23 protein-coding genes are annotated in these 21,166 nt (G+C 60.9%); 3 read left to right on the forward strand and 20 right to left on the reverse strand.

Going from position 1 to position 21,166, the window contains the following annotated elements:
• Positions 1-17: 17 nt before the first annotated feature.
• The 10 genes from ACVOLQ_RS11575 to ACVOLQ_RS11620 form a co-directional block, all read right to left on the reverse strand.
• Complete coding sequence (locus tag ACVOLQ_RS11575) at positions 18-1,178, reverse strand: ComEC/Rec2 family competence protein (protein ID WP_481528099.1); 1,161 nt, start codon at positions 1,176-1,178, stop codon at positions 18-20.
• Between the two features lie 416 nt (positions 1,179-1,594).
• A complete protein-coding gene (locus ACVOLQ_RS11580) occupies positions 1,595-3,337 on the reverse strand; it encodes a hypothetical protein (RefSeq protein WP_481528100.1) in 1,743 nt (580 codons plus the stop codon).
• A 593-nt stretch (positions 3,338-3,930) separates the two neighbouring features.
• Positions 3,931-4,362 (reverse strand): GlcG/HbpS family heme-binding protein, encoded by a 432-nt coding sequence (locus tag ACVOLQ_RS11585; protein WP_481528101.1) that lies wholly within the window; start codon positions 4,360-4,362, stop codon positions 3,931-3,933.
• 69 nt (positions 4,363-4,431) lie between these two features.
• Positions 4,432-5,445: a zinc-binding alcohol dehydrogenase family protein gene (locus ACVOLQ_RS11590; RefSeq protein ID WP_481528113.1), complete on the reverse strand. Its 1,014-nt coding sequence runs from the start codon at positions 5,443-5,445 to the stop codon at positions 4,432-4,434.
• 131 nt (positions 5,446-5,576) lie between these two features.
• Positions 5,577-6,107, reverse strand: coding sequence for a peptide-methionine (S)-S-oxide reductase (locus ACVOLQ_RS11595; RefSeq protein ID WP_435751813.1), 531 nt, complete (start codon positions 6,105-6,107; stop codon positions 5,577-5,579).
• Between the two features lie 279 nt (positions 6,108-6,386).
• Positions 6,387-6,653: a hypothetical protein gene (locus tag ACVOLQ_RS11600; RefSeq protein WP_435751812.1), complete on the reverse strand. Its 267-nt coding sequence runs from the start codon at positions 6,651-6,653 to the stop codon at positions 6,387-6,389.
• Positions 6,654-6,871: 218 nt separating this feature from the next.
• Positions 6,872-7,144 (reverse strand): glutaredoxin 3, encoded by a 273-nt coding sequence (gene grxC, locus ACVOLQ_RS11605; RefSeq protein ID WP_082393812.1) that lies wholly within the window; start codon positions 7,142-7,144, stop codon positions 6,872-6,874.
• A 225-nt stretch (positions 7,145-7,369) separates the two neighbouring features.
• A complete protein-coding gene (locus ACVOLQ_RS11610; protein ID WP_481528102.1) occupies positions 7,370-8,650 on the reverse strand; it encodes a thiolase family protein in 1,281 nt (426 codons plus the stop codon).
• Positions 8,651-8,900: 250 nt separating this feature from the next.
• Positions 8,901-9,647 carry an FAD-binding oxidoreductase gene (locus ACVOLQ_RS11615; protein WP_481528103.1) on the reverse strand — a complete coding sequence of 249 codons (747 nt, stop codon included), beginning with the start codon at positions 9,645-9,647 and terminating at the stop codon, positions 8,901-8,903.
• Positions 9,640-10,245 carry a sulfite oxidase-like oxidoreductase gene (locus tag ACVOLQ_RS11620; protein WP_481528104.1) on the reverse strand — a complete coding sequence of 202 codons (606 nt, stop codon included), beginning with the start codon at positions 10,243-10,245 and terminating at the stop codon, positions 9,640-9,642. Before ACVOLQ_RS11620 ends, ACVOLQ_RS11615 begins: the two co-directional genes overlap by 8 nt.
• Before the next feature lie 662 nt (positions 10,246-10,907).
• Between ACVOLQ_RS11620 and ACVOLQ_RS11625 the strand changes: the two genes are divergently transcribed.
• Together ACVOLQ_RS11625 and ACVOLQ_RS11630 are read left to right on the forward strand one after the other, a co-directional pair.
• The gene (locus ACVOLQ_RS11625; RefSeq protein ID WP_054662478.1) at positions 10,908-11,378 is read left to right on the forward strand and encodes a peroxiredoxin family protein; all 471 of its coding nucleotides are present in this window, start codon (positions 10,908-10,910) and stop codon (positions 11,376-11,378) included.
• Positions 11,379-11,381: 3 nt separating this feature from the next.
• Positions 11,382-11,873 carry a DM13 domain-containing protein gene (locus tag ACVOLQ_RS11630; RefSeq protein WP_481528105.1) on the forward strand — a complete coding sequence of 164 codons (492 nt, stop codon included), beginning with the start codon at positions 11,382-11,384 and terminating at the stop codon, positions 11,871-11,873.
• Between the two features lie 110 nt (positions 11,874-11,983).
• Here the strand turns inward: ACVOLQ_RS11630 and ACVOLQ_RS11635 are convergent, their stop codons facing one another.
• The 6 genes from ACVOLQ_RS11635 to msrB form a co-directional block, all read right to left on the reverse strand.
• Entirely contained in the window at positions 11,984-12,433 is a 450-nt protein-coding gene (locus tag ACVOLQ_RS11635; RefSeq protein ID WP_481528106.1) for a hypothetical protein, read from the reverse strand.
• Between the two features lie 95 nt (positions 12,434-12,528).
• Positions 12,529-13,101 (reverse strand): hypothetical protein, encoded by a 573-nt coding sequence (locus ACVOLQ_RS11640; protein WP_481528107.1) that lies wholly within the window; start codon positions 13,099-13,101, stop codon positions 12,529-12,531.
• Between the two features lie 94 nt (positions 13,102-13,195).
• A complete protein-coding gene (locus tag ACVOLQ_RS11645; protein ID WP_481528108.1) occupies positions 13,196-14,164 on the reverse strand; it encodes a magnesium and cobalt transport protein CorA in 969 nt (322 codons plus the stop codon).
• Positions 14,161-14,865 (reverse strand): glutathione S-transferase N-terminal domain-containing protein, encoded by a 705-nt coding sequence (locus tag ACVOLQ_RS11650; protein WP_454259017.1) that lies wholly within the window; start codon positions 14,863-14,865, stop codon positions 14,161-14,163. The genes ACVOLQ_RS11645 and ACVOLQ_RS11650 overlap by 4 nt, the downstream gene beginning before the upstream one ends.
• A gap of 187 nt (positions 14,866-15,052) precedes the next feature.
• Positions 15,053-15,547 carry a peptide-methionine (S)-S-oxide reductase MsrA gene (gene msrA, locus ACVOLQ_RS11655; protein WP_005411419.1) on the reverse strand — a complete coding sequence of 165 codons (495 nt, stop codon included), beginning with the start codon at positions 15,545-15,547 and terminating at the stop codon, positions 15,053-15,055.
• Position 15,548: 1 nt separating this feature from the next.
• Positions 15,549-15,992 carry a peptide-methionine (R)-S-oxide reductase MsrB gene (gene msrB, locus ACVOLQ_RS11660; protein WP_481528109.1) on the reverse strand — a complete coding sequence of 148 codons (444 nt, stop codon included), beginning with the start codon at positions 15,990-15,992 and terminating at the stop codon, positions 15,549-15,551.
• Between the two features lie 279 nt (positions 15,993-16,271).
• Between msrB and ACVOLQ_RS11665 the strand changes: the two genes are divergently transcribed.
• Positions 16,272-17,489, forward strand: coding sequence for a bifunctional alpha/beta hydrolase/OsmC family protein (locus ACVOLQ_RS11665; protein ID WP_279704282.1), 1,218 nt, complete (start codon positions 16,272-16,274; stop codon positions 17,487-17,489).
• A gap of 130 nt (positions 17,490-17,619) precedes the next feature.
• Here the strand turns inward: ACVOLQ_RS11665 and ACVOLQ_RS11670 are convergent, their stop codons facing one another.
• The 4 genes from ACVOLQ_RS11670 to ACVOLQ_RS11685 form a co-directional block, all read right to left on the reverse strand.
• Entirely contained in the window at positions 17,620-18,162 is a 543-nt protein-coding gene (locus ACVOLQ_RS11670; protein ID WP_481509472.1) for a MarR family winged helix-turn-helix transcriptional regulator, read from the reverse strand.
• Between the two features lie 637 nt (positions 18,163-18,799).
• A complete protein-coding gene (locus ACVOLQ_RS11675) occupies positions 18,800-19,213 on the reverse strand; it encodes a cupin domain-containing protein (RefSeq protein ID WP_279704280.1) in 414 nt (137 codons plus the stop codon).
• A 101-nt stretch (positions 19,214-19,314) separates the two neighbouring features.
• Positions 19,315-20,328, reverse strand: a complete 1,014-nt coding sequence (locus ACVOLQ_RS11680; protein WP_481528110.1) for a cytochrome P460 family protein — start codon at positions 20,326-20,328, stop codon at positions 19,315-19,317.
• 87 nt (positions 20,329-20,415) lie between these two features.
• The gene (locus tag ACVOLQ_RS11685) at positions 20,416-21,027 is read right to left on the reverse strand and encodes a cytochrome P460 family protein (protein WP_481528111.1); all 612 of its coding nucleotides are present in this window, start codon (positions 21,025-21,027) and stop codon (positions 20,416-20,418) included.
• Positions 21,028-21,166: the final 139 nt, after the last annotated feature.

The following is a 21,166-nucleotide window of genomic DNA, read 5'->3' on the forward strand; positions in this document are numbered from 1 at the left end:
GCGTGTAGAACTCCACTTCAGCCGCGACCTGCGCGCGGCGGCCGCGAGGCGATGATTGCGGCGGCGCCAAGCGTCGTAGCGCGTTGCCAAGTGATGCCGCCGCGTTCGATGTCAAAAACGATGGGCTGCGGCTTGTAGGCGTTCGGCTCTTCCATGGTCACCAGGAAGGAACGCCCGCCAACTTCGCGCAGGTAGCGCTCGTACGCCTTGCGCGCCTGGATGTGAGGGGGCTGCGTCTGGTGGTACGACTCGGCGATGTCAGGCACCGGCTTGCTGCAGCTGACAATGTAAGAATCGGCCCGTCCCTTGCGCAACAAGTCCTTTACCAGCGGCGTCGGCGTGGTTTCCTGATCGCCTTTCTCGTCCGCCAGGGCCCGGTAGCTGCAGTGGTGGGGGATGTTGAAGAGGTCCCATTCAAGCCGGTCTTCATTGCCGTGGTATCGGCTGATTTCGATGATCTCTTCCATATCGCCGTACTCGGCGTCGCCCACCTCGAGATAGTCGTAGTACGCGCCGTCCACCTCAAAGCGCACGTTGAACACGAGCGCGGCAGAGTTGCGGATGATGTCGCCGTCGTCGCAATGCTTGATGAAGGGCGAGTGGCAGAAGAATTCAACCTCGTCCACGGCGAGCGAGAAACCCGGGACCAGCGTGCCGGCATCGACGAACAGGTGGTCGCGTGCCGAGGGCGACTCGCCCCGGGCCCTGAGCAGCGGCTCCAGCCAGTCCATCAGCGCCTGGGGCTTGGAGAACACCAGGATGTCGCGTCCCTCGAGCAGGCGATGGCGGGCTTCCTGTCGCAGGAGCACGAACTCTTCGGATTGCTGCTCCCGGGTAGCTTCCTCCAACAGCATCGCCGCCGGCACCCAGAGCTGCCGGATCTTGATGCGCCCGTCGCCTTGGTATCGCGCGGCATGCTGCAACTCGAAGAACTCGGTGCTGCCGCTGATGTGGTCGGCGTCGGCATGGGTGAACGCAACGACGTCGAAGTAGTCGCGATCGACCGCAGCAAGGTCGGCCTTGAGTCGTTTGTTGAGATCAATCTCCGGCGTTGCCTCGTCCTCCGCCTTGTAGCGGTGGCAGAAGTCGAAAAGGATGCGCCGCCCGAGGGCGAGCACGATCTGGGTGGTATCGCCGTTGCCGACGGGGTAGAAGATGACCTGATGTTTGCTGCTCATGGGGCCCTCCCGGGGCCGAGTCGGCGAATTGCAGAATGACGGTAACCCACGGACGTCGCACCGCCTGAGACAGCCGTCCCCAAGGGGTGGGGCGTTGGCCTGGGGTGACACCCAATCGCTTGGGGATGCCCAATTCGCGTTTCAAGGGGCGTGCTCCCTACTCCCGGCGCCGAGAGGTTGCTGCCTTCAATCCCAACGGCTGACCGAGGAGGCCGGTTTGAGCCTTCGTAATCTGTATAGCCATCGCTTACTCACCGGTGACGCCGTCCATAACAATGGGCTGTTGATGCTCTCGTGGCTTCTGCTTCGCATGACCTCGTTTATTTCCTGGGGAGTAGAGCGGCACCGCAAGCGGGCAGATCACGCCCGTGAGGACGCCGCTGCCGGCCCGTAGCGGGCGTTGCCCGTCATCAGGTTTAGTCGTCCTCTTGGATCGCTCCGGCGATGGCTCCCACCAGCCTGTCGACGAGACCAGGCTCTCGGGCATCCCATCCGAGGTCGGCAGGGGGATGGTCAACGCCAATGGCACGAAGCACAGAGTGGAATTCACAGAGATGATTGATCCAGCCGCGCCGGGTCCGGATCGCGAATTCGAAGGCGCTCGCGACGTCCACGATGTCCCCAGTCAGGAAGCCCACCCAGTCGGTGCGATAGACGATTCCGATGGGGAATCGTTCGCTGCGGCTTCGCCGCGTAGGCTCGATCAGATACAGCCATTTGTCCCGGCACCTCAGCTCGAAGATGAGCAGCTGCCTGGGTTTGATGCGCCGATCCGGCGTGGTGGCGGGCCGTTGGGGTGTCTTCGCGCTGGTGGCCTTGAGTTCAAAACGATGGGCTTTCTCCCGGGAGGGGAGAAAGCGCCCCACGCAGCGGGGATCGACCGTGTCCTGCAGGTGTGTCAGGACCTTTTCGAAGACGGGGCGCAGATCGCGGCCGAACGGGACGGCGTAGTCCCCAGGGAGGGGAGACATCTGATTTCCGGGCAGGACCACGGGAATGTTGGCCGCGTGGCTGCCGGGAACATCGGTCCCACCACTGTCGACCGGCCGAAACCCAGGCCGTCGCGGGTCGGCGGCGCCCGGGCCGACTTCGCTGGCGGTCTTGCGGGTGGACCTGAAGGCATCGGCCTCCAGATCGAGGGTCTGGACGTCTCTGGCGCGCAGCGGGTTGTAGCGACCATCGGTGGCTGAGGTCGCGACCGTCACGTTCGGCTTGGGAATCGGCTCGAGCCGAAAGGGGACGCCGGACGAAGGCGGGGAGACGGCCGCGCCCGGGTCCTCGGTGCCTGCCGGCTTGCGGCGCACAATGCCATCGTCAATTACCAGCTCCCGCCAGGGCGGCTGGGCGCTGTGCTGGGTCAACGCGACGATGAGGTAGCGCCGTGGCCCTCCCGGCGCACCCGGCAGCTCGCGGGTAATCACCTTCCACTTCGCCGTCCCGGCGTACGGAATCTCCACCCGGGGTAGGCCGGTACGCTGGGAGCCAGGTGCGGGCGACGAACCGGTGACGCGCAATCGGCGGAAGGCGTGGAACAGCAAGGAGAGCCCGCGCCGTCCCGGCTCTGAGAACCATAGTCTGGCCAGCCGAAAGGCGCCTTCATTGCTCATGAAGCGCGAGATCCGGAACTGGGCGGTGCCGCCCGGCCCATCCATCCACCGGCACTGATCGGGATGCCAGGCTTGGCGCGAGCGACCCGTCAGGGCCATGCTCTCGCTCACCCCACCCAGAATGCTGGGCAGCAATCGAGGGTCGAAGACGTAGTGCGTGCGAATGAGCTCGCTGACGGGGAGAACGTATTGCGCTCCGTCCGCAGCCCAGAACTGCCAGCCACCGGACGGGTGGGGAAATCGCCCGCCAAGCCAGTCCTCCGGCACGACGTCGCCAGCCGAGTCAGGGCAGACCCAGGTGGCGCCAATCGACAAGAGAGGCTCGATATCCCGAGGCGCGTCGGCCGCGGCCACAGCGGCCTTGCGATGCCACCGCGAACCGAGCATCAGAAGGGGCATGCGGTCCAGCGGCAGCCAAAGTCTCACCCTCTGACCTGACTCCGCCGCCAGCAGCGCATGGATCTCAAGGGGCCGTTGACGGGAGTCAGCCAGTTGCAGCGCGCCTAGCCAGCGCAGCTCATAGGTGGCGTCGCCTTCAGGCAGCTCCTTCATTTGCACGACCGCGCTTCGGGACACCCGTGCTAACCCTCAGACGCGAACCGAGTCGCCATCTGCCGTAGGACCGTGATGGACTTTTGCCGATGCTCCAGGGCAACGCGAACGCGCTTTTCGCGACCAAGCACATCCACGGTCAGCCAGTGACTTGCGCGAAGCTGGGTCACGTACAGCGAAGCAGTCGACAGACTTACCCCGGTGAGCGAGGCCAAATCCGAGATCGTCAGGCCAGGGTGCTGGGCTGCGAACATGAGAATCTGACCCCTCACCGGATTGACGAAGACCTCGACGAACGCAGCCGCACGCAGGGCGTCCTCTTGAACACGAACCGTGTCCGCCAACGGCAAGCGACTTGCTCGCGGCGTCGCGTCGACGGGGCGGTCGGGAGGCCTTCGCAACGACCTACGCTCCCACAGACGATCCCGGGCGTTGCCCGGGCGCCAGCGAACCATCATCCACGTTGAAGATCGATTGCGAAGAGCGAGACATAGCAATTTCAAGGGCAGTCGTAGCGCCATGGCGAGCCATGACCCCGGTACTTTGAAGGTCGGATCTGTCGGCCATCGCCACCGGCGATGGCCTCACAGTCATTAGGCAGGTATCTGGAAACCGATTTTCTTGAGTGCCTCGACGCAAGCATCTTGATCCTGCTGATAGTTTCCTCCGGAGATGCCGATCCCGCCGATCAATTTCCCGTCTTCCAGAATCGGATAGCCGCCGCCGACAGCGACCATCCGGGGGCGATAGGCCAGCGGCGCCACCTTTGGATCCTTGGTCACGTAGTCGTTCCAGATATGAGTCGGGTACCCGAACGAGGCGGAACTCCAGGCCTTGTCGATGGCAACATCAACGGTGAGGAACGGTGCGTCGTCGGTGCGCTCGAACGCGCGCAGGTTGCCGGTGGCGTCGACGACGGCAACGGCAGCTGGGATACCTATTGAGCGTGCCGCGGCGAGCGCCGCCGCAATGAGTGCGACTGCGGTTTCGCGGTTGATCGATGCGGTAGCAATGGACTTGGCCATCTGATTTCCTTAGCCGGCGGGAGATCCGGCCGGCTCTATTTGGGTTGGAAGGATATTTGGGGGTAGTCGTCAGAAGCCTTCGAGGACGATCTTGCCAATTGACGTACTACTTTCGATGAGTGCGTGAACTGTCTTCAGGTTGGCGGCATTGATCGGCGACAGTTTCCGGGTCAGCGTCGTTCGGATCTTGCCGTCATCCACCAGCACGGCCATCGCATCGAGGATCTTGCCTTGCTCACTCATGTCGGGCGTGCCATAGATCGACCTTGTGAACATCAGCTCGTGGTGAATCGACACCGCCTTGCGCTTGAACAACATGATGTCGAATACCTTGGGGTCGTCGATCAGTGCGAACCGTCCTTGCGGGGCGATCAGTTCGGCGATGTCGGCGGCATGCTTCTCGGTATGCGTCGTCGAAAAGACGAAAGCGGGAGCGCCAATGCCGAGCTCGGAAATCTGGGCCGCGAGGGGTCGGGAATGGTCGATGACATGATGTGCCCCGAGCCCCTTCACCCACGCCTGGGTGTCCGGCCGAGAGGCGGTGGCGATGACCGTGAGGTCCGTGCGTTGACGGGCGATCTGGATGGCGATCGAGCCGACGCCGCCGGCGCCGCCAATGATGAGGATCGCGGCGGCGGCACCCGGAACCCGTTTCGCCACATCCAGGCGATCGAACATCGCCTCCCATGCCGTCAACGTCGTCAACGGCAGCGCCGCCGCTTCTGCCCAGTCCAGCGACGTGGGCTTTTTACCGACAATCCGGGCGTCGACGAGATGGAACTGCGCGTTGGTGCCGCTCCGCGTGATCGATCCGGCGTAATAGACCTCGTCGCCGGCCTTGAACTGCGTCACGTCCGAGCCGACCTCGCGCACGATCCCGGCGGCATCCCATCCAAGCACCTTCCAATCACCATCCGCGGGCGGTGAGCTGCCGCGAACTTTGTAGTCAACTGGGTTGACGGAGACGGCCATCACCTCGACCAGGATGTCGTGTCCCGCAGAGACAGGCCGAGGCAAGTCGATATCAACCAGCGAGGCATTCTCGGCGATGGGTCCCGGAACCTTGTAACCGACTGCTTTCATGGGTGTCTCCAGCTTGATTAAGGTGCGATTGCAGTAGGAAGAACTGTGGCGCGTTTCGAAGTAATCATGTTTATTCCCTCGGTTGCGCTTCAGACTCATGGCCTTTCGCGCACCGAATACCCGCTTTGGACCTACGCGCCATCGCCACCTTCAATGGCCTGCGGCGCGGTCGCTCCAGGGAGTGCCAACTCCGAAAAGTGTTGGCGGATCAGATCCAGCTTGGGGTCGATGTAGAGGCGGCAGAAGGGTCTGCTCGGATCGGTTCGATAGTAGTTCTGGAAACGCTCGTCCGACGCCTTGAAGCTTCTGAACGGAATCACGAGGGTATGCACGGGCTTGCCTGACTGGTCGGCGAAACTGGCAATAGCTCGCTCGGCCTCAAGCCGCTGATGATCGTCAAAGAGGTAGATCGCGCTGCGGTACTTGCCTCGAGGGGAGCGCGCCCTCGTCGCGGAGTGCGTTCTGAGGTGCACCTCGCAAAGCGTTTCCAACTGAATTACTGTCGGATCAAAGGTGACGACTACGCCCTCTGCCCAGGTATCTGCCGGCGCGTCTGATTGGACAAATCCTTGGTCAACCTGACTGACGCCGCGCAACGATTGGAACACGCCTTCGGTGCACCAATGGCATCCCCCGCCAAAGCCAGCCTTTGCGATGGTCACAGTTCATACCTCGGTGCAATTCGACGCGTGGCTTTGCGCAGATCATTTCTCGGACCGGCGGCAGGACGCCTGTGCGTCATCGCTTATTCCTTCTGAACTATGGCTTGCAGGGGCAGAACGCGACGCTCCGCCCAGCGACGGCAACGTTTAGACGATGGGTTCATATCCGTCCGAAGTCCAATAACCAACGTCTATGCCTTCTATACCCTTGGCGGCACGCGGCGCCGTGGTGCGCTGGCATCTTCATGCGGACCCGTGGCCTGGGCGTCCTATCGCCCGTCAGGGGTCAGGACGAAACCCCAGCACGAATGCCACGACCTTTTGGGTGGACATTTCGCAGGGCTTGAGTGACGTCTGATCTGACGCAACCCGATAGAGATTGAAGCTGACAATGTCTGTCCCCGCCAACTCCCTTGCAAAGAGGCTGTTGCGACGACCATCCTCGGATCGCTTAACGGTCACGCCGAAACGGCGGCCTTCGTACGCGCCCTCGGCGTATCCCTCCCGCATCGCTTTGAAGGCGGCATCGAACTCGGTGTGCTCCATCTCAGCTCACTCGTGTTGATCGTCAGAACGCACATTGCTTCTAGGAACTCGTGGCAGCTGTAGCAGAGTAAACCGGGGGCAGCCCTCCAGCCGAGAGGCAGGGGCCAAGCCCATTGCAGTCGTGCCTTCCTGGCAGACATCCCATCCCCTTGGACTATCCCATCACTGCGGACAGCCGAAACGGTCTTTGCGAACTGCTTGGCCCGGACTGCAGTTGCTCAGTCTTGAGGTGGCGGCCGCGCGAGGAGCTCGTCAAGTCCGCCCGCGGCATCAAGATCAAATAGGTCGTCGCAGCCACCGACATGAGTGCCGTTGATGAAGATCTGCGGCACGGTGCCTCGGCCCGATGCTTCGACCATGGCCTGCCGGCGGGTTGGATCCGACCCGATATCGATCGATTTCCATTGCACGCCTTTCTCCTTAAGCAGCTCCATGGCCCGTCGGCAGTACGGGCACCAGCTCTTGGTGTACACGAGAACGTCTGGTTTCACGGTACGTATCCCTTAGTCGATAGTGGAGGCAGGGCCTGTCGCGCCCAGACCCGGGGGTTAGTCATAGACCTGCCGTGGAGTCGTCGTACGGCATCTCACAGCTCGCAGACCCAAAGTCACTCCGGGATGCCGCTAGCGGGTCGTTCGCATGTCACCTCAGCCGTTGGACCACTTTGGGCTATCCGCCAGCACGTCGGCGGTCGTCAGCATGCTTGCGCGGTCGATTTACTGATCTCCCATCCATGGGCGCTCGAGGAGTGCAACCGTGCCCTGACCGCCGTCGGCGCAAATGCTGACGATCGCGCGCGAGCCAGGAGGCATGGCCCAGAGCTCCTTCACCGCCTGGCTCAGGTCACGCGCGCCGGTCGCGCCAAACGGATGCCCAATGGCGACCGAGCCTCCGTTGGGATTGACACGGTCCCAATTGAAATCGCCCATAGCCGCCTGGACGCCGGCCTTTGTGCGCACCCACTCCGGGTCGGAAATAGCCGCCACGTTCGCCAGGACCTGGGACGCGAAGGCCTCGTGGATCTCCCAGAGCCCGATGTCGGCGAAGCTCAGTCGATTCCGGGCGAGCAGGCGAGGGATCCCATACGCCGGCGCCATGAGCAGACCTTCGGTATGGAAATCCACCGCAGACACCTCGTAGTCCACGAGCCGCGCGTAGGGCGTGCCCGTGGGGAGTCGGGCCAGTCCGGCCTTGGTGGCGACCCAGCAGCCGGCAGCGCCATCGGTGATCGGGGAGCTATTGCCCGCCGTCAGGCTCCCCTTTCCGCTGTCGCGATCAAAGACCGGCTTGAGTGCGGCAAGCCGTTCGGGCGACGTATCAGCCCGGGGATTCGCATCGCGCGCCAGCTCCGGCAGCGGGATCACGAGATCGTCGAAGAAGCCACGCTCCCATCCCGCCACGGCGCGCTGGTGACTCTTGAGCGCCCAGTCGTCCTGCGCCTCGCGTGTGACCTGCCAAGCCTTGGCCGTCTCCTCCATATGGTCGCCCATGGTCCGGCCGGTGATCCGGTTGGCCCAGCCCTTGGTGGGCAGCAGATAGTCGCGTGGGGTAAGGGCCTGGAGGGCGCCAAGTGCAGCCGCGGGATCGCGCGCAAACAGATCCGTGAGCCGCTTTGATGCATCTGCCGTCAGGGCGATTTGAGGGCGGCTCATGACTTCGGACCCGCCGACCATCGTGAGTTCCGTCCCCCCGCCCAGCATCCCCGCCGCCGCGAAGGTGGCCGTCATGCTGGTAGAGCAGGCCAGGACGACTGAGAACGCCGGTACCGTCGGACTGAGCTTGGCGTCAAGCCAGGTCTCGCGGGCGATGTTGCTCCAGCCCATGTTTGGGATCACGGTCCCCCAGACCAGCAAATCTGGCTCCGCCTGGGCTGCCATCGCCTTTACAACCGGAACGGACAGAGAGACAGCGTCATAGGCAGACAACGCCCCTCCACCGCGGCCGAAGGGGGTTCGAAGGCCAGCGGCTACGAAAACGGGTCCGGCGAAGCGAGTCATGTTGGTCTCCCACGTTCTTGAACTTGCGGAGGGGTTGGATGCATCAGGTGCGACTAGATAGGTACTAAGCGCTTACGCGGGTGCAACGGGTCCAGGGATCGTTTATCTGAACTTTATTTGCCAGCACCGGAGAATCTGTTTGAGCCTCTTCAAAATGGGAACGGCAATCTGCATCTGCCATCGGCAAGAACTTTCAGCCTGAATCCTGAGCTAGACGTCCAGACCCAGAGAGCCTGAATTTGATCCCCCACTAGCCGCCGTAACGCTCGGTTCTGACATTGGAGGCATCCAGGCCTGCCAGCAGAACCGCATCCGTCGCGATATTGACGAAGCCGTTGGATCCACAGACGAATACGTGTGTAGGCATTCGGTCGAGCCGAGCCAGGGTCTCCTGGACCATGGCGCCGTCGATCCGTCGCCCATAGTCCAAGCCGCGGGCCGGTCGCTCCCGCGTAATTGCCAAAGCCATAAGGAAGGCCGGATCGCTGGACTCGATCGAATGAAGCTCTTCCGAGAAGAGAACGTCCCTTGCGGTTCGCGCGGAGAGGAGCAACGCTGTCGGAACCGTTTGGGCAAGTGCGCGGCGCTGACGAATCATCGCCATCAACGGCACGAGGCCAGATCCTGCCCCGATCAGCAGCACGGCGTCTGCGGCAGGCTCTGGCCAAAGGAAATGGCCTCCCAGCGGACCACGAAGTTCTATTTCGTCCCCGACGGCTGCGACGTCGTGGAAAAAGGACGACACCTCACCATCGGGCAAAAGCTCAATAGCGATCTCTATGATCGAGCTTGCATTTGCAGATGACGCGATCGAGTAGCTACGCATTGCGCTGTAGCCATCGGGCGCGGTCAGCTTGACGTCGACGTGCTGCCCTGCGATGTGCACAAATGATCTGCTCAGCCGAAGGAACAAGCTCTTGATGGTCGGCGTTCGCTGCACGATCCCGACGATCACGCACGACTGCCACGGTATCTGCTGATCGCCGTTGTCAGTCATTTTTGTACCGTTGCTCGCGCCACGGATCGCCGTAGATGTGATAGCCGCGCAGTTCCCAAAAACCGGCCTCGTCACGCGTTGTGAACTGCAGAGCATTCACCCACTTGGCTGACTTCCAGAAGTAAAGGTGCGGCACCAGAAGCCGCGCAGGCCCCCCATGGTCGCGTGGCAGTGGCTTCCCGGCGTAGCTGAGCGCAACCATCGCCTTTCCCGAAAGCAGATCCACCAACGGAACATTTGTCGAGTACCCGTCGTAGCAGTGCGCCAGTACGAAGTCCGTGGGCCGGTCAAGGCCGGCGTCCGCAAGAACGTCCTCGATCAGCACGCCTTCCCACTCGGTATCGAGTTTGGACCAAGACGTGACACAGTGAATATCCCGAGTCACCTTGGTCTTCGGCAGGGCGTTGAACTGGTTCCAGTTCCACACCTTGGCGGGCTTCGGGCCGATCTTGACGGTGAATTTCCAATCGGCAGTATCAACGAGCGGCGTGGGTCCGGCTGACAGGACCGGAAAGCCTTGCTCGAGATGCTGCCCAGGCGGAACCCGATCCGCTTGATTGCTGCCCGAACCGCGGCCAGTGAATCCTCTGGTGACCATGGCGAACCTCCTTACGTGTCACGACAGAAAGGAACCGGTTTCATCACGAACCACTGTGCATTCCCTTCGCACAGGTCGCTGCCGGACGGGCAACCGGGTGAGGGCCAGAATAGCGGATGCCAAATATCAGTAGCTACCTTCCCCCGACGCAGCGAGCCACGCGCATCGCCTGGAAACCGTAGCATCCGATCGACACCATTGTCCAATAGCGACGGGCTATGTATTCGATAGCCTAGGCAGGGATTTGTGGCCTATCCCCGGTCAGCGTCTTAACAGCCGACAGCGTCCCTTTCCTTTGGCGGTATGGAACGGGGGAATGTCGCTCATGCCGCACAGCCCCTGATGTTCCGCCCCGGCGTGGACGCTCGGTCAATGCAGCGCCGTGCAAAGCTGAATTTCTCGATGGCGCGCCGCTGACCAAACTGCGCCGTCGCCTTGCGGCAATCAGGCATGGAGCCTATGTCGCGAAGCTATTTCAAATGTTTCGCGCTTACCTTCATAGTCTCAGGCGCGGTTCTTACGATTCCCGAGAACGCCTCGGCTTAAGTGCCGACTTGGCGGATCAAGCGTACGTGAGACAAACCGCAGGGGCCTTCGAGCGATCGGCTAGGGCTGCTCGCTCGGACATTTGCCAGGCATCTACATCAGCGGTGGAGAATCTAATGAACGTGTCCGAACGACAAGCACCTGAGCTTCGAGTGCAGCGATGGATTGGCGCCGACGGAGAGAAAATCGCACCTCTCAAACTGTCGGATCTGGGTGCAGGACCGAAGATCCTGTTCGCATTCCAAGACTGGTGCGGTGGCTGCCATTCTCATGGGTTCCCGACACTCCAAGCGCTGCATGCCGTCTTGAGCGACCAGGGCGTCGGATTTGCTGTGATCCAAACCGTATTTGAAGGAGCGCACGAGAACACCTTCGAGAGATTGCGACCGAACCAGGTCGAGTACGCGCTTCCTGTCGCATTTGGTCACGACGAGCCCCCGGCGGGATCGACGCATCCGACGTTCATGCAGGACTACCGAACCCGAGGAACGCCATGGTTCACGGTCATCGACGCGGGTGGTCGGATTATTCTCTCGGACTTCCGCCTGGATGTGGGTCGACTCGTGAAGGCATTGGAGCAGGGATAGTCAATGCGGCGATGGCTCACCCTGACCACTACCCACCTAGCGGTGCTCGCGCTAGGTTTTGGCGGCGGCATCTATGCCCTGCCTATCCTGACAGCTCCGGAAGCACCGGATGAAGAGGTACTTGATCGGGTCGCCGCGGAAACGCTCTACGCAGGGCGCTTCGTGCGCGACCTCAAAGGCAGCAATGGACTCCACTGGGGCGAAGGCGAGGTGCGTGTATCGCGCAGTCACATTGCGCACTTTGGGCGCCTAGCCCCAGGCCCCGACTACAAGCTCTATCTCGCCCCACGCTTTGTCGACACGGAGGAAGCTTTTCTCCGGGTCAAAGACGTATCGCGCCGCGTGGGCGATGTGAAGACGTTCAACGGCTTTCTCGTGGATGTGCCGACCGGCATTGATGTTCGCGACTACAACACGGTCGTCATCTGGTGCGAATCATTCAGCCAGTTCATCAGTGCCGCGGAGTACCAGGCCTCGCGTCATGATCAAGGCTGACAAGCGTGTCGGATCCCGCAGGCCGGGGTGTGACCCCGGCCTGGGATAGCTGGTTCTCAGAGGGCTCGCCCCGGATTCAGCACGAGCCAGGCAGCAGATTGGGAGTCGACCTACTCGACGCTTTCTACGGTGATTTTCCGGCCGTTGAACTGCACGGTCTCGCCCGCACGTGCGCCTTCAATGGCCTGGAAGATCGGCGCCATGGTGGAGATGCCCATAAGCACCTGCCCATGACAATTGAACTGGCTCGTTGAAACGGCAACCACAAAGTAGCGGCCGGACAACTTAACGACAGCGCCCTCGACGACGGTAGACTTCGGCCCGAAATCGATTGTTTCAAGCTTTTCAATTTTGTCCGCATAGTCATGGAGCTTGTCATCAAGCCCTTCCGCGAGGTCGCTCGCGATTTCCGCCTGAGCGTGCTCGTCATTCTCGATTGGCTCGCTTCGATCAAGCCGAGCCGTCGACACGTAGCCTAGATACGTGTCTCGAGCGCTCTTCAAGGCCGCCGTTTCCAACGACAGCATCGTCTCTCTGATGTGGTCTTTGTTCCAGTTCACAATCACCTCGCCTTGTATCGCTATTGGAGCCGTCTGCCCGTCAGGACTCGCCGGGGACCGCCGCGTAATTGAGCTTTGTCACCCCGCCCACGCGGCTATTCATCGCTGACAAAGTCCTCTCCTTGATAAGGAGCTCGTATCAACCTGGGGTCCCGGATGATGCTTGTGACAAGCCAAACATAGGTTTGCTCTGCGGTATCAAATCCAAGGATGCTGAAGGCACCGCCGAAGGGACATGCGGGAAAGTCGGGGAAGCCTTCCCGAAGGACGTAACGCTCGGGTTCTTGTTCAAACTCGCGCTTGTAGACCTTGCGCAGACCGTGCTTGCTCGGCACATCCTGGTCCCCTGTCGGCACCGTTTCTCGATGTGCCAAAAGCTGCTCGGAAAAGTCCGCATGGCAAATCTCGTCGAACACATCGAATGCGTCGATCAGCAGTCCCTTGTGCCCCGTATTTGGGTCCGTGATCGCGTAGATGTTTGAAGCATCCTCCGCATCGTCCCCACTCTCCAGGCGCAGCGCAGCGTCCACACGCATGGAGCAAGCATCCAGTTTCGATCCGAATTCGAGATCGACGAGATGGCCATCCTTGACACGATACTCGCGGTCGTATCCCTTGGCGACGTACGACTGCACTGCGCTTATGACATCGGTCACTTGGGTGTTCATTGAGGCGCCTTCATCTCGCGTTGAATGGAGCGTGCGCCCGCACGGGGCGTGCTGTGGACTGCCGGAGGACGGCGGAGATGTTGGGGTACAGAATTCAAAGCCACTTTGCCTTCTTGAAGCGCAAGAAGAGGATGAGGCAGGACGTCGCAATGAGCCCGATCACGACGAAGAATCCGTAGGTCGCATTCAGGCCGGGCATGTGCGTGAAGTTCATGCCATATATTCCAGCGATTGCTGCCGGAACTGCCAGTACAGCCGCCCAAGCCGCGAGCTGGCGGGTGATCCTACCCATCCTTTGCGCTTCCAGAAGACTGCTGAACTCAAAGACAGATGACAGGACCTGAAGCAGACCGTTAACCATGGTCTGCACGCGATCAACGTGGTCCGCGACATCGTTGAAGTACGGCCTCACATCGGCGCTGATGCAGGGAAAGTGCCCGCGAACCAGCTTTCTGACCAACTCGGCCATCGCTCCGAGCGTACGCTGGAAGTGGGTGAGCTCGCATCTCAGTGCAAAGATGCGGGCGACGTCTTCTCGTCCGAGAAAGTCGCCAAGTGACCGCCTTTCCATTGCCAGGACGTCATCCTCGATCATTTCAAAGATGGGCAGATACTGGTCGACAATCCGGTGCAGGATCGCGTGCAACACGTAGTCGACGCCCTTTCCCAACAGCGCCGGCGAAGCCTCGAGTTGCTTTCGAAGGGTACCTAGCTCTCCGGCGTGGCCGTGCCTTACGGTGATGAGATGATTGTGACCGGTGAAAATTGCCATCTTTCCGTAGCGGATCGTGTCGCCTACCAGCTCGGCGGTCTGGGCGACGACGTACAGCTCATCGTTGTAGACCTCGAGCTTGGGCGGGCACAGCGGGTGCATCGCATTATCGATGGCCACCGGATGGAGCTGATAGGTCGTCTGTATCGCGTGAAGCTCCTCGGCAGTGGGGTCGTGTAGCGCGATCCAACAGAAGTCCGATCGACTCTTATCCCATTGAACGTGCTCGTCGAGCGCGACGTCCCTGATTCGCTTACCTTCGTTGTAATAGCAGGCGGCAACGATGCTCATGCCGGCCTCGCAGGGATCTTCAGACCCCGCTGTACAGCTGGTCGAGCTAGCCCACGACCGAGCCAGGCTTGGATATTCGAATATTCGCTGAGGCCGACGATGTCGCCGGCAGCGTAGGTTTCAACCAGCGCATTTACCCAGCCCAGCGTTGCGATGTCCGCGATCGAATAGTCATCGACGATCCACTCGCGCCCTTCCAGCTGGCGATCAAGCACCCCTAGGAGTCGCTTGGATTCGTCGATATAGCGCTGTTGTGGGCGTTTATCTTCATAGTCCTTCCCGCCCCAGCGCAGGAAGAAGCCTAGCTGGCCGAACATCGGCCCGATGGCGGACATCTGGAAGAACACCCACGTCAGAGTTTCGTAGCGTTTGGCGGGTGCATTTGGGATGAGCTGGCCGGTTTTCTCGGCCAGGTAGATGAGGATGGCACCGGACTCCCAAACCGCAATGGGGCTCCCGCCAGGCCCTGCAGGATCGATGATTGCCGGGATCCGGCCGTTCGGATTCAAGGACACGAACGCCGGATCTTTTGACTCGTTTTTGGAGATATCGACCAAGTGGGGCTCGTACGGCAAGCCGGTCTCCTCCAGCATGATCGAGACCTTGACGCCATTGGGCGTGGGAGATGCGTAGAGTTGAATGCGCTCGGGATGAGATGCCGGCCAGCGCTTCGTGACCGGAAAGGACGAGAGATCTGACATGGTTCTGCGATCCTGGTGATGCGATGGCTGGGGACTGGAGAACTCAACCCTATCAGCACTGGGTTCGATAACCGCGCCGAAGAAGGGCGCGGTTATCGATGACTGCGAGGAGGGCGGGGGCTCAGGTCGCGACCCGCGAAGACGGTTCTGCCTCAGCCCCGGCCGATGCCCGCACAAGCCCCCCGCTTTAGCGCTTGGGAAGAACCCAGTTGGAACGGGGAAAGTGGCACGTATAGCCGCCTGGCCGATTCTCCAAATAGTTCTGGTGCTCCGGCTCGGCCTCCCAGAAATCGCTCACCGGCTCGACATCGGTGACCACCTTGCCATGCCATAGCCCGGAGGCATCCACATCGGCGATCGTGTCCTCGGCGACTCGTTTCTGCTCCGCGTCGACGTAGTAGATGGCCGACCGATAAGAGAGCCCGCGATCATTGCCCTGGCGGTTCTTTGTGGTCGGATCATGGATCTGGAAGAAGTACTCCAGGATATTCCGGTAGCTGGTCACTGCCGGGTCGAAGATGATCTCGATCCCCTCGGCATGCGTGCCGTGATTGCGGTACGTGGCGTTGGGAACATCGCCGCCGGTGTAACCAACACGTGTCGAGACGATGCCCGGCTGCTTGCGAATGAGATCTTGCATGCCCCAGAAACATCCGCCCGCGAGAACTGCGCGCTGATGCATGTTAAGCCTCCTTGATCTGATCGAGATACTCGCCGTATCCCTGGGCGGCCATCTCGTCACGCGGGATGAACCGAAGGGACGCGGAATTTATGCAGTACCGAAGGCCGCCGCGGTCGGACGGACCATCCGGGAACACATGGCCAAGATGACTGTCGGCATGTACCGACCTGACTTCCGTCCGCCTCATCCCATGGGCGCCGTCCTGAACCTCGTTCACGTTGGCCTGAACGATCGGCTTGGTAAAGCTGGGCCAGCCGGTGCCAGAATCGAACTTGTCCGTCGATGCGAAGAGCGGCTCTCCAGACACGACGTCGACGTAGATGCCAGGCTTCTTGTTGTCGTTGTGTTCGCCCGTGAATGGCCTTTCGGTACCCGCGTTTTGGGTGACCCAATGCTGCTCCGGGGTGAGACGGTCCAACGCTGTCTTTGACTTTTCAAACTTCACGATAGCCTCCGTTACGCATCCAGTGGGGCAGCCAAACTGTCGTTTGTGTTCCTAGTCAGTGCGACGACTATCGCAGCGCGCCTTGGATTTATCCAATACGTGCAACGTATCGCGGCGATAGCATTGAAGCACTTCGCGATCTGATTCACTTTTGTTCGCCGCAGGTCGCCCGCTGCTGATACCTTGAGTTGACCATCACAGGTTTGGCGAGCGCCCCGATGAGGCTCTTCGGGTGCCTTGGGAGCGCAACCGCCGGCCGTCTGCAGGAGGTTCGTTGGTATGGCGGAGACTAAGTTTGCGTTTGTTGGCGTGGGCGGCTCCCAGCTTTCCGGGCATCTTGAACCGCCGGAGGGAACGCCGCGTGGCTGGGCAATCTTCGCGCACTGCTTTACGTGCGGAAAGGACAGCCGCGCTGCCGTTTACATCTCTCGCGCATTGTCTCGTGCTGGTATCGGTGTTCTGCGATTTGATTTCGCCGGCATTGGAGCCGGGTCGGTAGAGCCCGTCAGCTTCGCGTCGGACGTCGAGGACATTCGTTTAGCCGCAATGGCGATGACGGAGGCGGGGATGCCGCCCTCCTTGCTTGTTGGGCACAGCCTGGGTGGAACCGCTTCGATCGTGGCCGCGGCCGAGCTGCCTGGCGTGGCGGCGGTGGCGACGATCGGCGCTCCCGCCGACCTAGAGCATATCCTGCGTTTTTTCCGGCCGATTGACCTGGATACCATCGCCAGCGAGGGCGAGGCATCAGCAGAGATTGCTGGCCGAACCTTCGTGGTTCGCCGCAGCTTCCTACAGGCGGTTGAGGCGTTTGACATCGAGAAATCCATCGCATCGCTCCGGCGTCCTGTGCTGGTCATGCATTCTCCGCTGGATCAGGTGGTCGGCATCGACCACGCGTCGCGCATCTTCGTCGCATCCAAACATCCCAAGAGCTTCTTCTCGCTCGACACAGCGGATCACCTGCTTACGAGTGCTGCCGACGCGAACTACGCCTCGGCTATGGTGGCCGCCTGGGCGAGCCGCTTCCTTCCACTTCTCAAGACTGATCTTCCGCAGGTCGAGGTTGCGAAGGGAGTTGTCGCCACCGAAACCCTTGCGGGAAAATTCCAGCTCGAGATCCGTAGCGGCGAGCATACGTTCTTCGCCGACGAGCCAGCGTCGGTCGGCGGTCTAGGAACCGGACTATCTCCCTACGAGCTTGTGTCTGCCGGCTTGGCGGCGTGTACGGTCATGACCATGCGTGTCTACGCAATTCGCAAGGGCTTTCCGCTCGAACGGGCGAGCACGACTGTGCAGCACGAGAGGGTGCCGGGCATGATGCCGCCCGACCGATTTACCCGCACCATCACCCTCGATGGCCCGCTGAACGATGATCAGCGTGCTCGGATTCTCGCGATCGCTGATCGATGCCCGGTTGATCTGACCCTAGTCCGGGGTTCTGACGTTCAGACGGAGCTTTCAAGCGGCACTGAGACTGCGGTACCCGCGCCAGACTGAAACAAGCGCCTACCGGCTGCGTCCATTAACACGGCCGTTTTACGCCAAGTGGGTTACGGATGTAGTTTGCGTCTACCGTACTTCCTTAGCTGGACCTATTTCTCAATGGGGCACGTGCGCGACTGCAATTTCACACCTCTCGACCGGCAGCAATACCTCGATCGAGCAACTCTGCGTCGACGGGACAGTCCGTACACCCCTCATGGCAGCAGAGGCGACATATCCGGTAAGAGTGTTCAAGACTCTCAAGACGAGCGCGGAGGACACGTGCAGAGAGCTGGCCCAGGATCTTCATCTCCTCGTGGGTCAGAACGGCCAGTCCCTCGGCGATGATTTGGTCCCTTGAGTTCAAGACGTCGTCGCTGACCGCCTTGCCAGCACCCGTTAGATAAAGTGCGCGTGTACGTCCGTCAGTGGGATGCTCCCGGCGCTCGATCAAGCCTTCCGTGACCAGACGGTCAACAAGTCGAACCGTTCCTGCATGGGAGAGACCCACGCCCGCGGCCAGCATACCTACTGACAGGCCTGGCTTGTGCGCTAGCAGTGCCAGCGCCGAGGCGGTGGGGCCTGCCTCGGGCGCACGCGAAGAACTGGCGCGAATGACGTCGTCGCTGATCATCAGCGCGAACGCCCCAAAGACATTGCGATCTTGGAGTTGAGTCATGGAGACCATATATATGTCCACCGCGCATAGACTGCAAGGGAATAGTGATGCTTTTAGGGCATCCGGGAACAGGGGCTAAGCGTATGCGTCCTGTCTTTTGTGCATATAAACAGTGAGTTGGGTGACCCCGCGGAGACCAGCCCGTCCGATGCGATTGGTATTGGCAATGCCTATCAGCTATGGACTCCTGATCCACTCCAGACACTATATGCACGCCGCATATAGATACGAACGATGACTGGACCCGTCGGAGGACGGGCGCTGGCCAGACCCCCTGCCCTCGGGAGGCCGACCACCAGGTCGGCGGATTACGCAGCCAGTTGCTAAGAGGAAGGAGGGGGCATTGCCTCCTGTACGCGGCGGAACCGGGTAACGGTTTGCTTCAGATCCGAATCAGATCAGGGCGTAGCGAGATGAGTGCGCCAAGGCGTGGCTTGTCAGGCACTTGGAAATTGCGGCGGCGCGGATGGCCTATGAGGGGCAGCGCTGAAATGAGGTCGCGCAATTATGTGCCGCTGCGCTGTCCTTAGCGTGTGAGGACTCGTGGACGCGGAGCTGCTGCCCAAGCCGCGCGTCTTGCAGGGAATCTGAACTAGCTGCCCGTTTGCCACGTAGTGACTGCCCGTTGCATCGACCAGGCGGTTGGTCAGTGACCCGTGTCTTCGCCAGCAGCGTCCGCCGTAGCGTGCGTTGTCCCGGGCTTGTGATGCGCCGGTGCGTAGATGGTGTAGAGCTGCATAGACGCTTGGCCGATATTGGAGATGTTGTGCCAGGTCCCGGCGGGCACCAGCACGCACCATCCATCGGACACCTCTTGGTCGAAGGTGAGTTCATCCTTCTGCGGCCCCATCTGGATCCGACCCCGTCCACCGTCGAGCCGGAGGAACTGATCGGTATCGGCGTGCATCTCGAGGCCAATGTCGCTTCCCGGTGGAATGGACATCAGGGTCAACTGCAGATAGCTGCCACTCCATCTCACCGAACGATAGTTCGGATTATTGATGGTCTCACTCTCGAGATCGAACGCATGGGGCGCTGGGCCCAAGTCTGGAGTCTTCACGATCTCTCGTCCCAATGAATGAAGGTGGCGCCTACTGCCCCTTTCCTTCGCAGTGCCGAAGTTTGCGGGTGCAGGAAAGATGCGCTGCGCGGAGTGCGCAGTTACCTCGCTTCCAGCAAATACGCGACAATCTCCCCTCGCTTCTTCGCGTCTTGAACTCCCCGCGGGAAAAGGCCGCCCATTCGATTTCCAGGAATAAGTTCCTTGGGCTTCTCGATATGACTGGCGAGGTTCTCTGCGGTCCAAATCACTTCGGAGCTCGACATCGCAGGGGAGTATGCGTATCCGGCTGATGTCCCGGCCTTTCGGCCCGCCACGCCTGCCAGGGAAGGGCCTATCCCGCTTTCACCTGGGGTCATTGAGTGGCAAGAGGAACAATAAATCTCGAACGTGACCTTGCCGGCTGCCACGTCGCTGTCCGTATCCTGCGCTACGCCGACGACGTCGCCGCCCGCCTCCTGCGCTCCGGCGCCGCCGTGCCTGGCGGCACCGGCTTCAGGCTCGCCGACGATGATGTCCTTTGGAACCGTTGCCTGGGCGTTGGGGCCGAGCGCCGGGTAAGCGTAGCTATATACCCAATCCGACTGCATCGCCGGAACGTGGCAACCTTTGCAATCCGCCTGGTAATTGGTCGATATCTGCTTCTTGGTGGCTGGATCAAACTCTGCCCAACCCCAACCATCACCCCACAGCGGATTCGATGGAAAGCGTTCGTTTGCATCCTTGACCATCAGAAACCACGTTTTGGTCTCATTGGCCCAGAACGCGTTACCGGTTGTATGTTTGGAGCCAACGGCCAACGTGACTTCCTTAACCAGCACGGCGCCATCAAGGAATCTGCCGGTCTCGTTGAAGTTAACCACGTCAATGGGGCGTGCATAGACGGAGTGGATGTCTGCCACTCCGCCATCACCCGTGACCGCCCAGGACCCAATGAACACAAACCCGCTTGGGAAATTGGCCGGAAACCCGATGTCTCCTGTTTTGCTGACGAAAGACGAGTACGGGTCCAGTTCCGCCTGTACGGGGTCACTCTGTTTGCACCCCCCTGTGCAAAGCAGTGCGGCGATCGCGACAATGCTCCCCGCTGCCATCCGCAAACCGATTCTGCTCATGCGACTCGCCCCCACTTCGTTCCCGCGCGCTCCCCATCCCGCGAAGAGGGCAGTCCATAACAGCCCTCTTCGCATGGACGATGCATGTCAGTTCGCAGCGACAGGCAGAGGTAGCGGGGCGAGGATCGATTCGTAGAGTTTGACGTAGACCATGTCTTCGTCGGCGTTGGCGATGTGGCAACCAGCGCACTCACCAACCGGCTTGACGGCTGCTTCCGCAAGATACGGGGGGGGTGCGTGATTGAAGTTGAAGTAGCCCCAATTGTTTGTATCCGCGAAGCGCTTGCTGTCTTTCACGGAGACATCCAGACCATTAACCGCACCTGGGAAGTAGCCGCGACCAGAAGGCAAAACGCGCGAGCCATCGGGGAAATCGCCTTTGGGATCGTCAACCAGTTGCAGTTCCTTGATCATCATCGTGCCTTCCGGCCACTTTCCGGTTTCCCGGTATGCCTTGAACGCCGCCGGCTGGACATAGACATTGTGGAATTCCGGGAAGTTCGATTTTCCATCATTCAGGCCATGCGGTGTCAAAGGAGCTCCGATGAAGACCATCTCCCGGAAATCCTTGGGTTGGATCAGATGCCCCTCGGGCGACCAGACCGGCGGGATATCAATCTCCGGGTAGGCTGGATCCGATCCAAGCCCCGATGCCGGATCGGGGGCCGCAGCCGCGACCACAGGAGCGGCCGACGCCACGCTGGGCTCTGCCGCTTGATTTGTGCATTGAATCGCCCCGGCTTCTCCGGAGGCCATTTCGTTTGAGTCACGCCGCGATGGCGTGACCCGTGTTGCCGGCGTAGTACGCCGCCTCCGCTTCCGCCGGGGGTATGTTGCC

Source organism: Stenotrophomonas sp. STEN031, assembly GCF_056759975.1.

Coding starts and splice junctions, on each gene's coding strand:
- ACVOLQ_RS11625 (WP_054662478.1), top strand. CDS start 10,908: ATGAACGTGTCCGAACGACAAGCACCTGAGCTTCGAGTGCAGCGATGG.
- ACVOLQ_RS11630 (WP_481528105.1), top strand. CDS start 11,382: ATGCGGCGATGGCTCACCCTGACCACTACCCACCTAGCGGTGCTCGCG.
- ACVOLQ_RS11585 (WP_481528101.1), bottom strand. CDS start 4,362: ATGGCCAAGTCCATTGCTACCGCATCGATCAACCGCGAAACCGCAGTC.
- ACVOLQ_RS11575 (WP_481528099.1), bottom strand. CDS start 1,178: ATGAGCAGCAAACATCAGGTCATCTTCTACCCCGTCGGCAACGGCGAT.
- ACVOLQ_RS11590 (WP_481528113.1), bottom strand. CDS start 5,445: ATGAAAGCAGTCGGTTACAAGGTTCCGGGACCCATCGCCGAGAATGCC.
- ACVOLQ_RS11665 (WP_279704282.1), top strand. CDS start 16,272: ATGGCGGAGACTAAGTTTGCGTTTGTTGGCGTGGGCGGCTCCCAGCTT.
- ACVOLQ_RS11615 (WP_481528103.1), bottom strand. CDS start 9,647: ATGACTGACAACGGCGATCAGCAGATACCGTGGCAGTCGTGCGTGATC.
- ACVOLQ_RS11600 (WP_435751812.1), bottom strand. CDS start 6,653: ATGGAGCACACCGAGTTCGATGCCGCCTTCAAAGCGATGCGGGAGGGA.
- ACVOLQ_RS11640 (WP_481528107.1), bottom strand. CDS start 13,101: ATGAACACCCAAGTGACCGATGTCATAAGCGCAGTGCAGTCGTACGTC.
- ACVOLQ_RS11645 (WP_481528108.1), bottom strand. CDS start 14,164: ATGAGCATCGTTGCCGCCTGCTATTACAACGAAGGTAAGCGAATCAGG.
- ACVOLQ_RS11610 (WP_481528102.1), bottom strand. CDS start 8,650: ATGACTCGCTTCGCCGGACCCGTTTTCGTAGCCGCTGGCCTTCGAACC.
- ACVOLQ_RS11650 (WP_454259017.1), bottom strand. CDS start 14,865: ATGTCAGATCTCTCGTCCTTTCCGGTCACGAAGCGCTGGCCGGCATCT.
- msrA (WP_005411419.1), bottom strand. CDS start 15,547: ATGCATCAGCGCGCAGTTCTCGCGGGCGGATGTTTCTGGGGCATGCAA.
- ACVOLQ_RS11670 (WP_481509472.1), bottom strand. CDS start 18,162: ATGGTCTCCATGACTCAACTCCAAGATCGCAATGTCTTTGGGGCGTTC.
- ACVOLQ_RS11580 (WP_481528100.1), bottom strand. CDS start 3,337: ATGAAGGAGCTGCCTGAAGGCGACGCCACCTATGAGCTGCGCTGGCTA.
- ACVOLQ_RS11620 (WP_481528104.1), bottom strand. CDS start 10,245: ATGGTCACCAGAGGATTCACTGGCCGCGGTTCGGGCAGCAATCAAGCG.
- ACVOLQ_RS11680 (WP_481528110.1), bottom strand. CDS start 20,328: ATGAGCAGAATCGGTTTGCGGATGGCAGCGGGGAGCATTGTCGCGATC.